At 45.5% G+C, this 14018-nt stretch carries 12 protein-coding genes, 1 tRNA gene and 1 pseudogene; 4 read left to right on the top strand and 10 right to left on the bottom strand.

From position 1 onward, the window contains the following. Nucleotides 1-22: 22 nt before the first annotated feature. The 4 genes from glnD to FTT63_RS03165 all read right to left on the bottom strand — a co-directional run bounded on the left by glnD (nt 23) and on the right by FTT63_RS03165 (nt 5201). Nucleotides 23-2686: a [protein-PII] uridylyltransferase gene (gene glnD / locus FTT63_RS03180; protein ID WP_168407142.1), complete on the bottom strand. Its 2664-nt coding sequence runs from the start codon at nt 2684-2686 to the stop codon at nt 23-25. Nucleotides 2687-2709: 23 nt separating this feature from the next. Next, nucleotides 2710-3915 (bottom strand): formate-dependent phosphoribosylglycinamide formyltransferase, encoded by a 1206-nt coding sequence (purT, locus tag FTT63_RS03175; protein ID WP_104472646.1) that lies wholly within the window; start codon nt 3913-3915, stop codon nt 2710-2712. A 190-nt stretch (nt 3916-4105) separates the two neighbouring features. Further along, complete coding sequence (gene ygaH / locus FTT63_RS03170; protein ID WP_104472645.1) at nt 4106-4453, bottom strand: L-valine transporter subunit YgaH; 348 nt, start codon at nt 4451-4453, stop codon at nt 4106-4108. Then, nucleotides 4443-5201, bottom strand: coding sequence for an AzlC family ABC transporter permease (locus FTT63_RS03165; RefSeq protein WP_045795021.1), 759 nt, complete (start codon nt 5199-5201; stop codon nt 4443-4445). The genes ygaH and FTT63_RS03165 overlap by 11 nt, the downstream gene beginning before the upstream one ends. 102 nt (nt 5202-5303) lie before the next feature. On the opposite strand from FTT63_RS03165, the gene FTT63_RS03160 reads away from it, so the two are divergent. After that, nucleotides 5304-5798, top strand: coding sequence for a hypothetical protein (locus FTT63_RS03160; RefSeq protein ID WP_016658335.1), 495 nt, complete (start codon nt 5304-5306; stop codon nt 5796-5798). Between the two features lie 353 nt (nt 5799-6151). Here FTT63_RS03160 and ychF read toward each other — a convergent pair whose 3' ends face one another. Together ychF and FTT63_RS03150 are read right to left on the bottom strand one after the other, a co-directional pair. Further along, nucleotides 6152-7243: a redox-regulated ATPase YchF gene (ychF, locus tag FTT63_RS03155; RefSeq protein WP_005177206.1), complete on the bottom strand. Its 1092-nt coding sequence runs from the start codon at nt 7241-7243 to the stop codon at nt 6152-6154. Between the two features lie 22 nt (nt 7244-7265). After that, nucleotides 7266-7529 (bottom strand): hypothetical protein, encoded by a 264-nt coding sequence (locus FTT63_RS03150; RefSeq protein WP_127799176.1) that lies wholly within the window; start codon nt 7527-7529, stop codon nt 7266-7268. A 36-nt stretch (nt 7530-7565) separates the two neighbouring features. Here FTT63_RS03150 and FTT63_RS03145 point away from each other — a divergent pair, with 36 nt between their 5' ends. Further along, nucleotides 7566-8330: a glutathione S-transferase family protein gene (locus FTT63_RS03145; RefSeq protein WP_075175198.1), complete on the top strand. Its 765-nt coding sequence runs from the start codon at nt 7566-7568 to the stop codon at nt 8328-8330. A 59-nt stretch (nt 8331-8389) separates the two neighbouring features. On the opposite strand, the pseudogene FTT63_RS15905 reads toward FTT63_RS03145, so the two are convergent. Continuing rightward, nucleotides 8390-9985 (bottom strand): annotated as a pseudogene (locus FTT63_RS15905) (hypothetical protein). A gap of 375 nt (nt 9986-10360) precedes the next feature. Here FTT63_RS15905 and FTT63_RS03135 point away from each other — a divergent pair. Next, nucleotides 10361-10831: an Lrp/AsnC family transcriptional regulator gene (locus tag FTT63_RS03135; protein ID WP_104490323.1), complete on the top strand. Its 471-nt coding sequence runs from the start codon at nt 10361-10363 to the stop codon at nt 10829-10831. A gap of 51 nt (nt 10832-10882) precedes the next feature. Here FTT63_RS03135 and FTT63_RS03130 read toward each other — a convergent pair whose 3' ends face one another. Both FTT63_RS03130 and FTT63_RS03125 read right to left on the bottom strand, forming a co-directional pair. Further along, on the bottom strand, nt 10883-11632 hold the full coding sequence (locus FTT63_RS03130; RefSeq protein WP_005177213.1) for a YebC/PmpR family DNA-binding transcriptional regulator: 750 nt from the start codon (nt 11630-11632) through the stop codon (nt 10883-10885). A 109-nt stretch (nt 11633-11741) separates the two neighbouring features. After that, nucleotides 11742-12308: a 1-acyl-sn-glycerol-3-phosphate acyltransferase gene (locus tag FTT63_RS03125; RefSeq protein WP_005177219.1), complete on the bottom strand. Its 567-nt coding sequence runs from the start codon at nt 12306-12308 to the stop codon at nt 11742-11744. Between the two features lie 753 nt (nt 12309-13061). On the opposite strand from FTT63_RS03125, the gene FTT63_RS03120 reads away from it, so the two are divergent. Then, nucleotides 13062-13138, top strand: a tRNA-Ile gene (locus tag FTT63_RS03120). A 285-nt stretch (nt 13139-13423) separates the two neighbouring features. Here the strand turns inward: FTT63_RS03120 and FTT63_RS03115 are convergent. Beyond that, a partial coding sequence (locus tag FTT63_RS03115) for an IS5 family transposase (protein WP_180191988.1) occupies nt 13424-14018 on the bottom strand: 595 nt, incomplete at its 5' end.

Raw genomic sequence — 14018 nt, 5'->3', positions numbered from 1 at the left:
AATCGTTACCGATAGGTTGATGTTAATGTTGGCACACCTGATTTGAGGCTTCATCAAGTGCTGCCTTTAATTTGGCCGCAAAGCTTTTGGCTTCTTCTGCATTCATAGGCGTACCATCTTTTTTGGTGACAAAGAAAATATCTTCAGCACGTTCGCCTAGAGTGGCAATTTTAGCAGAATGAATATCCAGCCCCTGCATCATAAACAAGCCGCCGACTTTGGCAAGTAAGCCCGGCTGGTCAAGTGTCGCAATTTCCACCATGTTCTGGTTGAGTGCGGCATTCAGGCTGATGTCGACAGTATTTTCAATATCAAAATGGCGCAGCTGGCGCGGAATCAGGCGCTGCATCAGCCCCGGATATTTGTCTGACTGGCTTAATGCAGTGACCAGTGATTGAATCACGGTGTCCTGACGCTCGGCATCGGTCAGCAGGGTACCAAAACGGTCCAGTACCACATAAGTATCTAAACTAAAGGCTTTGGTGGCGGTAATAATCCGCGCGTCCTGCACATCCAGATTCATGCGGTCTAAAATCGCCACGGTGGTGGCAAACAGGTTTGGCTGATCCTGAGTATAAATAAAGATCTGCACGGCATCCTGGGCATATTTACGATGAGCGCGCATCAGTACTAAAGGTGCCGGATTGTCACTGTGCTGCAAGATGGCGCGGGTATGCCAGGCAATTTCATCGGCGGTTTCTTTCAGGAAGTATTCATCGCCCAGTTCCTGCCAGACTTTTTCCACTTCTTCCAGCGAGAAATCCTCGACCAGTAATTCGCTGGCCGCAAATTTGGTGTCTTCAATCAGCATCTGATAATCCACCGGACGACCCAGGCCGGAACGGATCACATCACGGGCATGGGTGTATAGCTGGCGCATCAGCGAGGCGCGCCAGGTGTTCCATAAGGTTGGATTGGTGGCGTTAATATCGGCCACAGTTAGGGTATACAGATAATCCAGATGTTCCATATCGCCCATCAGTTCGGCGAAAGCTTTGACCACATCCGGATCGGAAATATCTTTTTTCTGTGCAGTGACCGACATCAGCAGGTGGTTTTGCACCAGCCAGGCCACCAGATTGCATTCACGTTCGGTAAAGCCATGCGTGCGGCAGAAGGCAATCGCATCGGCGGCGCCAAGTTCACTATGATCGCCGCCACGACCTTTGGCAATGTCATGGAAAATTGCGGCCAGATAGACAATGTCACGACGCGCCAGACGCTGGAACACCGAGCTGACCACCGGAAAGTCTTTGGCAAATTCCGGTTCTTTAAAGCGGTTCAGGTTGCGAATCAGCAGCAGGGTGTGCGCATCGACGGTATAAATATGGAACAGGTCATATTGCATCAGGCCGGTAATCTGCCCGAAAGCCGGAATATAGTTGCCCAATACACCATAACGTTTCATTGCCACCATGGTGTCATACAAACGGTACGGTGAGCGTAAAATCGCCATAAACAGCGCCTGATGGACCGGATTATCACGAAAATCGCGGTCAATGCGTTTGGCAGCCAGGGTCAGCAGACGTAAGGTGCGGGCACGAATCCCGGTAATTTCAGGACGATTGGCCAGCAAGTAGAAAATTTCCAGAATCGCACTTGGCTTTTCAGAAAAAATCTTGTGATGCTGCACTGCCAGTTTGCCATCGACCAGTTTGAAGTTTTCATTAATTTCTTCAATCTGGCGTTCATATTGCGGCAGACGCGGGGTAATCACCGATTCATTAAAATAGGCCAGTAACATTTCATTTAGCGTCGACACCTGCTGCGCGGTGCGGTAATAACGCTTCATGAACTGTTCAATCGGATAATTTGGTGATTTGCCTTCTTCACGGACATAGCCGAACTTGGCTGCAATATCACGCTGATAATCAAACAGCAGGCGGTTTTCATCGCGTTTGGTCAGCAGGTGCAAATAATGGCGAATTTCCCAGAGGAAACTTTCGGCTTCTTCCAGTACGCCCAGCTCAAACTCGGAAATAAAACCCAGATGCACCAGATCATAAATACGGTTGACACGGAAATGCCGTTTGGCAATCCAGCCAATCTGGTTAATATCGCGGATGCCACCCGGTGCAGTTTTAATATCCGGCTCTAAATTGCTTTCGGTATGGTTGTGCTGAGCATAGCGTTTGGCTTGCTCTTCCATCTTGGCATCAAAAAAGGTTTTATCGGTCCAGGTTTGCGACACAATCCGGCGTGGCCATTTGGCCAGATGTTCATTGCCAATAATCAGTCGTGCTTCAATTAAAGCGGTGGCCACAGTCAGGTCATTGGTGGCCTGAATCACGCAATCCTGAATGGTACGCACGCTAATGCCGGGTTTGAAATTACCGACATCCCACAGCGATGAAATAAAGGTTGAAATCAGCTTTTCCTGTTCCGGCGAGATTTCATCTTCTGACAGGATCATGATGTCGACATCGGAATAGGGCAACATTTCGCGGCGGCCATAACCGCCCACCGCAAACAGGCCTAAATCGGTCTGGTCCAGTCCGGCATGTTGCCACAGGAATTTTAGCGCCTCATCAATAAAATTGGAGCGCGCCAGAATAATGTCACGGATCGAATGTCCATTTTCAAAACATTCCCCCAGCTGATGTTCAACATCACTTTGCCACTGATTAATGGCCTGAATGTCATGGTTACTTTTTACGTAATTCAGCAAGGGTAAGGTGTTGATCATGAACAGCGTTCCGTGTTGTGCGACTAGTTTTGATTGACACTGACGTTTTGTGCAGTAGCGTAAGCCAGCTCACGTGCCTGCTCAGTGGTTTCTGCGCGGGCGGTGGCCACACCCATGCGGCGACGCTTGAAGCCTTCCGGTTTGCCAAACAGACGTAAATCAGTATCCGGGTGAGCTAAAGCAAGATTCAAGCCAGAAAATGACAGGTTCTGGTCATCCACACCGGCATAAATCACTGCACTGGCAGCCACACTATGACGCGCCGTGTTCACTGGCAAGCCGAGAATCGCACGGGCATGTAATTCGAATTCACTCTGGTATTGTGAGGCCAACGTGACTAAACCGGTATCGTGTGGACGAGGTGACACTTCACTAAACCACACTTGATCGCCTTTGACAAACAGTTCTACCCCAAAAATACCGCAGCCGCCAAGTGCGCTGGTAACCTTGTGGGCAATACGTTTGGCTTCTGCTAAGGCCTGGCTGCTCATTGGTTGTGGCTGCCAGCTTTCCACATAATCACCGGCATCCTGACGATGGCCAATCGGGTCGCAGAATGAGGTTTCAATTTCACCAGTTTCTGGATGTTTAGAGCGTACCGTGAGTAGGGTAATTTCAAAATCAAAATCAATCTGCGATTCAACAATCACGGTGCCCTGATTCACACGGCCACCGGTTTGCGCATAGTCCCAGGCGGCATCGACTTCATCAAAGCTTTTTACCCGGGATTGGCCTTTGCCTGAGGAGGACATCACCGGCTTCACAAAGTTTGGATAGCCAATATCATCACAGGCTGCACGGAAGCTTTCCAGCGAGTCGGCAAAACGGTAGGCAGAGGTTGGCAGTCCCAGTTCTTCTGCAGCTAGACGGCGGATGCCTTCGCGGTTCATGGTCAGATTGACTGCCTTGGCTGATGGAATCACGGTAGCAACGTTTTGCGCTTCAATATCCAGCAGCACTTCTGTGGCAATGGCTTCAATTTCCGGCACAATCAGATGCGGTTGCACCTGAGCAATCAGCTGTTTCAGTGCGTTAGGATCGGCCATATTAATGGTATGGGCATGATGCGCCACTTGCATGGCAGGGGCATGATCATATCGGTCGGCGGCATGCACTTCTACACCTAAACGCTGTAAAGAAATCACCACCTCTTTCCCCAATTCTCCTGAACCCAATAGCAATACTTTAAATGCCGAAGCTTGAAGAGGAGTACCAATCGTCACGCTCATGTAATTCATCCATGCTTGATTTTACGGGCTTTTAGCATAGCAGAACTGCACCGCGATGTTAGTGCCGATTCGGAGAAAATCGTGATTTTGTCCAACAATTTTTAGACGCAGTGGGCAAGAGGAAATACAGTGTTGAAAACGCAGCACAACTGCAGCACTGCGTCAATGGGTCTGGTGTTGAAGTCAAAACCTAGAAGGAAAATGGAATATAGGTATAAATCAGGCCATAGGTCACGGCCGCAGTCAAGGTGGCCGGTACAATTTTCTTGTATTTAAAATACAGCCCGGCCAGCACTATAAATCCGACCAGCATGGCAAAACTTTTATTGGGCGTTTCCAGTAACGGTGGCAAGGTCGCGACCACCAGCATTGAACTGATTGCGGCAATACCAATTGAACCCAAAGCAATCTTTAGCCAGAGGGCACCCCGTTTTTGTGAGTCCTGCTGAAACTTCTGAATCACAAAAAACGGTCCAAAGCGTGAAGCAAAATTGGCGATGCCGACCACAATCCCGACCAGAATAATTTCAAGATTCATGTGAGCCTCCTGCGTATGCATCATCCGGTTGTTTTAAGACATAGTGTTTGAACAGACCTGCAAAAATGCCCGATAAAATACCAATAAAGATGGCAGCGGACAGGTCAATGAAATAGCAGGCGATAGCTGATACCACCAAAGTCACACTGACCACAAAGGTATGTTTTTTCTCAAAGGCGGCCAGCAGGAAACTCAGGAACAGGGCCGGTAACAGGAAATCCAGTGCGGCTTGTAAAAACTGCGGCAGCTTACTGACCTGATCGGCAAACAGACCGCCCAGTAAAGAACCGAGCGCCCATGACATCCAGCTAAACAGACTTAAGCCGAGCATCCAGGATTCCGACCATTGTTGCCGGCGCTGCGACAGCTTGATCATGCCAGAAGCAAAGACTTCATCGGTCAGGCCCCAGGCCCAGATCGCGGTTTTCTTTAAATTGAGCCGGTCCTGAATCAGGTTGGTTAGGGCCGGGCCATAGAGCAGATGGCGAATATCCAGTGCAATGACAGTCAGGGCGGTCATCCAGATGGAGGTGCCGCTGCCTAACAGGGCCACCACCAGAAACTGGCTGGCACCGGCATACATGGTGCAGGATAAAAACAGGGCTTCCCAGGCGCTAAAACCGAATTGGGTCGCCGAAACGCCAAATGCAAAAGAAACGGGGAGATAAGTAAAAATAATGGCTTGGCTATCTTTAGCGCCTTGCCAAAAACCGGCTGGCTGTGTGGAAAGCGTTTTGTGTTCAGACACGACACACCTGAAGGAGAGTTGAACAAGGAGTCAAATGATGATTGTGTATTGTACCCGAATTCACTAGCATAGTGCCGAAATGTTTGTTGAAGCGAGCCAGATATGTGGATGTTCAAAACACGTCAATTTGTGGTTGCGACTGTACTGGGCAGTAGCCTGTTATTACAGGCCTGTGGGAGCGATCAGTCCGGTGAAAAACCGGAAATTAAACCTGCACCGAAACTGACCAATGATGCAACGGCGTATGCAGAAGCGGCCTGGAAGCTGATGAATGAGGTGGAACCTTATGTTTATCGCAAACAGCGCAATTTAATTGAAGATAATGTACGCAAACCGGCGCGCCAGTTAAGCACCGAATGGCGCATTAACGTCAAAATGACCGATTCAGTCACCGAAGGAAAATATGCCTTATGCCGTAAAGCACTCACCAGTCTGGAAATCTGGGCGCGTGCCACTTTGGAAAGTAGCGCAACGGTAAGCCAGAAACAGGCCGATTATGAACGCGATAAACAGCAATGTGCCGATGCGATTGCCCATCCGGAACTGGGCAATACCGATCCCAAACAAAAAGGCAATGCGATTGCGACAGCATCCTGAAGCATCAATAAGCGGAGTTCTGGCTCCGCTTTTTTAATGGCGCCGCCGTATTAAATTGATCTTTGCAATCAGAATAGCGATTACATTACACAATTAGTCTGCAAGATATTGGCGCATCTTTCACGGTGCTGAACGGTTATGGTGCGCTTGAGTGCACTGAAATCAAGCGCTTTCGAGAACTGGAAAGCGTAGGGAATTCAATAACATCTCAGTAAATCAAAGAAGATATCAAGATCGGTTCGCTGATTGATTAATTTTCTTGCTTAAATTGTGGTGAGCCAAAGATTGCTCTTCAAAAAAAGAGTATAAAAAAACCCTCAAATATTTGAGGGTTTTTCATTGATATCAGGCGATTACACGTTAAAACGGAAGTGTAAAACATCACCATCTTGTACGATGTAAGTTTTACCCTCTAAACGCCATTTACCTGCTTCTTTGGCACCGGCTTCGCCGTTGTATTGTACGAAATCATCATAGGCCACACATTCAGCACGGATAAAGCCTTTTTCGAAGTCGGTATGAATGACACCTGCCGCTTGTGGAGCGGTTGCACCGACTTTCACCGTCCAAGCACGTACTTCCTGCACACCGGCAGTGAAGTAAGTTTGTAGGCCGAGTAAGCCATAACCTGCGCGGATGACCACGTTCAGACCAGGTTCTTCCATACCCATCGCTTCTAAGAATTCAGCACGTTCATCATCTTCTAATAATGAAATTTCGGCTTCAATCTGGTTGCAGAGTGGTACTACAATCGCATTTTCAGCTGCTGCCAGTTCACGTACTGCATCTAAATGCGGGTTGTTTTCAAAGCCATCTTCCGCCACGTTGGCAATATACATGGTGGGTTTTAAGGTTAATAAACCAAAACCACGAATCAGTTTACGTTCGTCATCGTCCAGATTGGCTGCACGTGCCGGTTTGCCTTCATCCAGTAATGGCAGGATTTTTTCTAGCACGGCTTTGGTCGCAACTGCTTCTTTGTCGCCGCCTTTGGCTGTTTTGGTTAAACGGGTCACGGCTTTCGATACCGTTTCTAAGTCGGCCAGCGCAAGTTCAGTGTTGATGGTGGCAATATCGTCCAGCGGGTCAATTTTACCATTGACGTGAATGACGTTTTCATCTTCAAAACAACGCACCACGTGAGCAATCGCGTCAGTTTCACGGATGTTGGCGAGGAACTGGTTACCCAGACCTTCACCTTTTGAAGCACCTGCAACCAGACCGGCGATATCCACAAATTCCATGGTGGTCGGCAGGACACGTTGTGGGTTTACAATGGCCGCCAGTTTGTCTAAACGCGCATCCGGCACCGGCACAATACCGGTGTTTGGCTCAATGGTACAGAACGGGAAGTTTTCAGCAGCAATTGCAGCTTTGGTTAAGGCGTTGAAAAGAGTCGATTTACCAACGTTAGGCAGACCTACAATACCACAATTAAAACCCATGAAATGACTCACAAAGTGTTATTCAAAAATTGTCGCTGATTTTACATGAAAGCCAGCATAAAGTCAGGTCATGGCGGGGATGTTTGTTGAAAAAGCATATTTCTGAAATATGTGCTGCGGATGGTGGGTAATGCGTGCCGTATCTTTGTTGATTTTTAAACAGGATAGCCTGACCTAAATACGCTTGATGAAGCGTTTGGCCGAATACCGGCGATTTTTGAATAAAAAGCGCATTGTTTTTCAGCAGCAGTATGACTAAAGTAGCCAATGGATGTTGGCTGTTCAAATTATTGAACAAAAAATAAAAATTGACGGAGAAGATATGCGTATTTTGTACCAGTTTCCTTTATCTCATTTTTGTGAAAAAGCGCGCTGGCTGCTGGATCATAAGGAACTGGATTATAACGCGCAGAATTTAATTCCGGGCGTGCACCGGGCTTTTGCCAAGCTAAAAACCGGACAAAACAAGCTGCCGATTTTACGCGATCAGGATCAATGGATTGCAGACAGTACCCAAATTGCCCTGTATTTAGATGAGGTGTATCCGGAACATACCTTATTACGCCCAGACCCGACGCAGCGCAATGAAGCACTGGAGATTGACCAGTTGGCCTCGACGCTGGGTTATCACGTTCGCCGCTGGGGACTGGCACATACTTTATCTGAAAGTGAACAGCCTTTAGATTTGCTGATTGGTGAAAAAGGTTATTTACGTCAATTTGAAAAATATTCCAAACCCATTATGAAGATGCTGATTTCCAAAGGCTATCAGCTGGATCAGGACAAGGTTGATGAATCGGAACAGGAAATGCGCCGTTTAATAGCCGAATTAAACCAGCGTCTGATTGCCAATGGTGGCGCATATTTTGTTGGTGAGCGTTTAGGTCTGGCGGATATTGCGGTCTGTTCCATGCTGGCCCCGATTCTGGAAATTCAGGATACACCGTGGGAAAAAGAGCAGGGCGAAACCTTGTCTGAACAATTCCTGCAATTTAAACAGGAACTCAGTGATTTACCCTTAGGGCAATATGTACTGAGAATTTATCAGACCGAGCGTCATGCACGTGTGGACTGGCGCGGTATCTAAACGGCAACCATAAAAAATACGCGCCTGTAGCGCGTATTTTTTTGACTTTATCAACTCTATTAAATGAATGTGGTGGATGAATCCAGATCAATTGCAGGCAGTTGCGGCGCAAGGCTGAGCAGGTCAAAGTTGCTGCTACTGCTCTCTGTATTGGTCGATTGCAGAGCTTCTTGAAGTTCAGGTAACAGGTTGTCCAGACTCAGACTGCTGTCTGCTCCTGTACTGGCGCCTTGTAACAGATCTTCCAGATTAAAGTCAGTTGAACCAAATGCATCGCCCAAGCTGTCAGTAAGATTGCCTAGGTCAAAGTCTGTGCCACCGTCAGTCAGACCTTCCAGTAAGCCACCTAAATCAAAACCACTGCCGATGTCTGGGAGACCGCCAAGTAAGGCACTTAAGTCAAACTCACTGCTGCCACCTGTTAAGCCTTCAAATAACTGGGTCAGTGTTTCAAGGTTCAGATCACCGGTGTTATTGCCGATGAGTCCTTCAAACAGTTCAGAAATCGTTTCAAGGTTAATTTCACCCGTATTACCACCGATTAAGCCACCGACCAGTTCTGAAATTGCACCAATATCAAAGTCGCCGGCGCCACCGCCAATCAGACTACCGACCAGATCAGCAATGGCTGCAATGTCGAGATCACCTGAACCACCACCAATTAATCCGCTGACTAATCCGGCAATTGCACCGATATCAATATCGCTAGCGCCACCACCGATGAGACCACCGACAAGCTCAGCACTCGCTGCGATGTCGATATCGCCTGAACTACCACCCATCAGACCGCTTACCAGCTCTACGATTGCACCGATATCAAAGTCACCCGTACCGCCGCCAATTAAACCACCAACCAATTCAGCAATCGCTGTGATATCGAGATCGCCTGAACCACCACCGATTAATCCACTGACTAATCCGGCAATTGCACTGATATCAATATCGCCAGCGCCACCACCAATTAAACCGCCAACCAATTCAGCAATCGCTGTGATATCGAGATCGCCTGAACCACCACCGATTAATCCACTGACTCATCCGGCAATCGCGCCAATATCAATATCACCAGCACCGCCGCCAATCAACCCACCAACCAATTCAGTAATCGCTGCGATGTCGAGATCATCCGAACCACCACCCATCAGGCCGCTCACCAGTTCTACGATTGCGCCAATATCAAAGTCGCCGGCACCACCGCCGATGAGACCACCGACCAGGTCAGCAATGGTACCAATATCCAGGTCGCCCGTATTACCGCCAATCAAGCCACCAATCAGCTGGCTGATGGCTTCAAAATCCAGATCAGCAGTATCACCGCCAATCAGACCACCGATTAAATTGCTAATTGAGCCCAGATCAAAACTGCCCCCATTGGCTTGGGTCAGTTGATTAATCAGGCTAGAAATATCCAAACTGCCGCTATTACTTCCTGTAAACTGGCTGATTAAATTGCTAAGACTGCTACTGTCCAGGCTGTTTCCAGACAACAGACTTTGCAATAAGCTGTCGAGGGTTGGGGCAGAGGGGCTGGTGAGTTGTCCAAACCAGTTCGACAAGGTCGAGCTGATGCCACTGAAAAAGCTGCTGGTTTGGGTTTCGACAGTTAAAACCGGGCTGAGCTTGCTTTTCAGCAAACTGAAAGATTTAAAAGCCATGAAGACGATTCCTTGTGTTCTTATGTTTTTGTTTTGCTGGTGTTGAAACGCATCTTTTTTTAATCTATTTGTATACACTTGTAAAAGATGAACGTTCTGGAATTAGCTGTATTTGGGCAGAGAAGGCAATTTAAACGCAGTAGAGAGAAGGAAATTTTTGAGAAAACAGCGGTTTATTGAAGCTAACCGTTTATCTGTTTTTAAAAGATCAAGATAAATGGCAGAGGTCTGATCCGTTAGGCTACAGTTGTGTCTGCACATCATATCTTGAAAAAAAATTTCAATAGATGAAAAAATAATGAGAAATAAATATTGTTGTGGTACTGATTCGGCTAAAATTATAAAGTGTCATTGCCTGTTAAAAAGAGTATAAAAATGGAACTGGATCGCTTTGATAAGCATATTCTTGAAATTTTAAGTCATGAAGATGTCAATTTAAATGAACTGTCGGAGCGGGTGAATTTGTCGGTGAGTTCGGTACATCGCCGGATTAAAAGCCTGATTGATCATAATATTATTTCAGGTTTAAAGCGGGAAATTAATTACCAGAAACTCGGCTTTAGTCTGCATGTCCTGTTGCAGGTGTCGCTGAGTAAACATGATACCGATACCTTTGCCAAGTTTCTGGAAGAACTGGAAAATATTCCCGAAGTGATTAATGCCTTTTTGGTGACCGGGCAAACCGCTGACTTTATTGTAGAAGTGATTGCGCGGGATATGGAAAACTACAGTGACATTTTACTCAAACGCATTGGTAAAATTGACCATGTGGTGGCGCTGCATTCGAGCTTCGTGATTAAAGAATATAATGTTTTAAACTGCTCGAATTTGCTCAGTAAAGTTTAATTTCTAAGAAATAAAAAACGCGCCATCTGGCGCGTTTTTTATCTGTAAGTTTTAAGCATCTAAGGCTGCTAAAACGTCATCAGAGAATTCAACGTTGGTATAAACGTTCTGAACATCATCCAGATCTTCAAGCATATCAATCATTTTCATGATTTTTTTAGCCTGGTCGATGTCGGTGATTTCAGCTTTGGTTGATGGGCTCATCACCACTTCAGCATTGTCAGATTTTAAACCTGCTGCTGCTAAAGCATCCTGAACGGTACCAAACGTTTCTGGAGTGGTAATCACCAGAATTTCATCTTCAGAGACTTCAATATCTTCTGCACCGGCTTCTAATGCCACGTCCATGATCTGATCTTCTAAAGACACATCTTCAAACGTAATTTCACCACGTTTGGTGAATAAGAAGGCCACTGAACCGTTGGTGCCTAAGTTACCATCGGTTTTAGAGAAGCAGTGACGAACGTCTGGTACGGTACGGTTTAAGTTGTCGGTCATGGTTTCTACAATCACAGCCACACCGCCGACACCATAACCTTCATAGGTGACTTCTTTTAAGTCATCGTTATCTTCACCGCCAGCACCACGTTGAATCGCACGGTTAATCACATCACGTGTCATGTTGACCGATAATGCTTTTTCGACTACAGCACGTAAGCGAGGGTTGCTCCCTGCATCCGGACCGCCGAGTTTAGCAGCAGTTGTCAGTTCACGAATGTATTTGGTAAACAACTTACCACGACTAGCATCTTGTTTGGCTTTACGATGCTTGATATTGGCCCACTTGGAATGACCCGCCATGCGAAATATGCTCCTTGTAGATTGGCTGTATGCCGATCGAATTGCACAGATTCTACCATAAGCCCTTTTTCTGAAAAAAGGGCAGGGTTTTAAGTTTTAACTGAAAAATTTACGCTGTTTTCACGTCTGGAATAATAATATCCAATCCGGTGTTTTCTTTATAGAGCTGTTTGATCAGCGCGAGATCATGCGCCAGGTCGGTTGGATAAATTTTACCAAAAATCCCGCCTTGCTTGGTTTTAGAGTTGGCATACATCAGCACAATCGGCACATTGGCGGCTTTGGCAATATGCCAGAAACCGGTACGAATTGGCTTACGTGCTTCACCATTTTTGGCACGGGTCGCTTCAGGAGCAATCACCAGATTGAATTTTTCATTGCGCTGGAACAGCTCCACCATTTGTCCCACGATGTCCTGATTGGCTTTACGATCAACCGCAATACCGCCCACGGCTTCAAGTACCGGTTTAAGTGGACCTTTGAATAATTCTTTCTTGATTAAGGTATGAATTTTCATGTCGAAAATTTGGAAGATGGCCAGTGATAGCACTGCATCGAGCATTGAGGTATGCTCAAAACCAATAATGACCTGTTTATCTTCCAGAATATCAGGTTCGACATTATAGCTCCATCCGGCAACTTTAAATGCAGCTTCGCCAATAAATTTTTTTAACATGGGTACAGAGTAAAACAAACGAAAGCGCATAATTTGTGCTTGTTCGGCTTTAGAGTCAAGGGTTAATTTGTGCAACTGTGCAGAAAAAATAAAGACCTGTTTAGCCGCAGAATATAATCTAACAACTTATTGTTTTTAGATATAAATTAAAAGTTATTAAGACTTAAAATAAATGAGTATATAGAAAATTACTATTAAAAAAGTGAAAAAAAAGCTATTCAGCAGATAATTTAAGCATTAGACTTTTGTCGTAGATAGGTCGTAGTTCAGGCCAATGTCCAACTTTAGGCTTAACCTCAACAGGAATAGCAAAATGACATATTTGACCGCACTAATTGTTGCTTCGCTCATTTTAATGGTGATTGTGCTTTGGTCTATTGCTGAACTTGTGTTCGAATCGCGCAAAGAAAAGTCACTGAACTCAAAAAGAGTTTAAAATTTCAGCAATACGAATACTTTATAAGTTTTTGTACTCACGGTATAAAGTTATTTCAAAAAAGTATAATTTTTTATTGATTTATTGCTTTTTTATCTTAAAAAAAATAAATTTCGAATTTACCTCTCATGATATGAGCGCAGTTTCAGTGCAATGCTTGATGAGATGATGTTGTGCAATTTCCTGCTAATTTTTGGGCTTCTGGTTAACTGTTGTCTTACTGTACAAGCGATTTTGAAAGGGCTTGTAATTTAAAAAAATCTTCGATAGTATTCATGGCGCCTGAACTTGTTGATATATAACAATTTCAGTGAAAAGGGCCTATAGCTCAGTTGGTTAGAGCAGCGGACTCATAATCCGTTGGTCGACAGTTCAAGTCTGTCTGGGCCCACCATATAAATCAACCACTTACGTGTACTAATCGTAGGTGGTTTTTTATTTTCAGAAGTTATATAAGCACTATGTAAGCAAAATTAAGCTATAAAAAACACTCAATAACTATATAAATATTTGGATTCATAAATGAAGTGTAATAGAGGCTTAGGGAATTAAAATGGGCTAGATGAGTTAGCATTTACCTCTAAACAACCAAAGTTAAAGTTGTCTCATAAATTATTTTCATATAACGGCTTTGTTGCATAAAGATTTTAAAGATAGAGCTTTCCTAAGTTGTTTAAATTTAAGTGACAACTTGGGTGTGAGGTCGGCCGAGCTCCGTAAACTTATTTAAGATGGCCACACGTGCATGCATCTCGTTGACTTGGCTATCAAAATTCCGAGCACTGAGCTTATCGCCTAATAATTTGATGCAGTGCATCTTGGTTTCTACCAGACTTCGCTGATGGTAGCCCGACCATTTTTTCCATAGTGTCCTGCCTAAACGTTTAACAGTGCGAAGTAATTCATTTCGCTCTAGCGAATGAACTTTTGTATCTTTCCAAGGCTTCGCATTTTTTCTGGGTGGAATAATCGCATGGGCATTTCGATCTGTGATCAACTGGCGACACCGCTTTGTGTCATAAGCACCATCGGTATAAACGGAGTCAATATGCTCATCTTGAGGAATCTGATCGAGTAAATCACCAAGTACTTGTGAATCACTGACATTATTTGTCGTAAGCTGAACGGCACGTATTTGCAGTGTTTCAGCATCTATACCAATATGCAGTTTACGCCATTGCCGACGGTATTCAGGCTGATGCTTCTTACGCTTCCATTCGCCTTCACCTAAAAATTTTAAACCCGTAGAGTCGACGAGTAGGTGTAACCCATCA

The organism is Acinetobacter sp. C15 (genome assembly GCF_013420645.1).
GTDB classification, from domain to species: domain Bacteria; phylum Pseudomonadota; class Gammaproteobacteria; order Pseudomonadales; family Moraxellaceae; genus Acinetobacter; species Acinetobacter indicus.
This window is presented reverse-complemented; position numbering and strand designations above follow the sequence as displayed.

Coding starts and splice junctions, on each gene's coding strand:
- ychF (WP_005177206.1), bottom strand. CDS start 7,243: ATGGGTTTTAATTGTGGTATTGTAGGTCTGCCTAACGTTGGTAAATCG.
- purT (WP_104472646.1), bottom strand. CDS start 3,915: ATGAGCGTGACGATTGGTACTCCTCTTCAAGCTTCGGCATTTAAAGTA.
- glnD (WP_168407142.1), bottom strand. CDS start 2,686: ATGATCAACACCTTACCCTTGCTGAATTACGTAAAAAGTAACCATGAC.
- FTT63_RS03125 (WP_005177219.1), bottom strand. CDS start 12,308: ATGTTAAAAAAATTTATTGGCGAAGCTGCATTTAAAGTTGCCGGATGG.
- FTT63_RS03145 (WP_075175198.1), top strand. CDS start 7,566: ATGCGTATTTTGTACCAGTTTCCTTTATCTCATTTTTGTGAAAAAGCG.
- ygaH (WP_104472645.1), bottom strand. CDS start 4,453: ATGAATCTTGAAATTATTCTGGTCGGGATTGTGGTCGGCATCGCCAAT.
- FTT63_RS03130 (WP_005177213.1), bottom strand. CDS start 11,632: ATGGCGGGTCATTCCAAGTGGGCCAATATCAAGCATCGTAAAGCCAAA.
- FTT63_RS03160 (WP_016658335.1), top strand. CDS start 5,304: ATGTGGATGTTCAAAACACGTCAATTTGTGGTTGCGACTGTACTGGGC.
- FTT63_RS03135 (WP_104490323.1), top strand. CDS start 10,361: ATGGAACTGGATCGCTTTGATAAGCATATTCTTGAAATTTTAAGTCAT.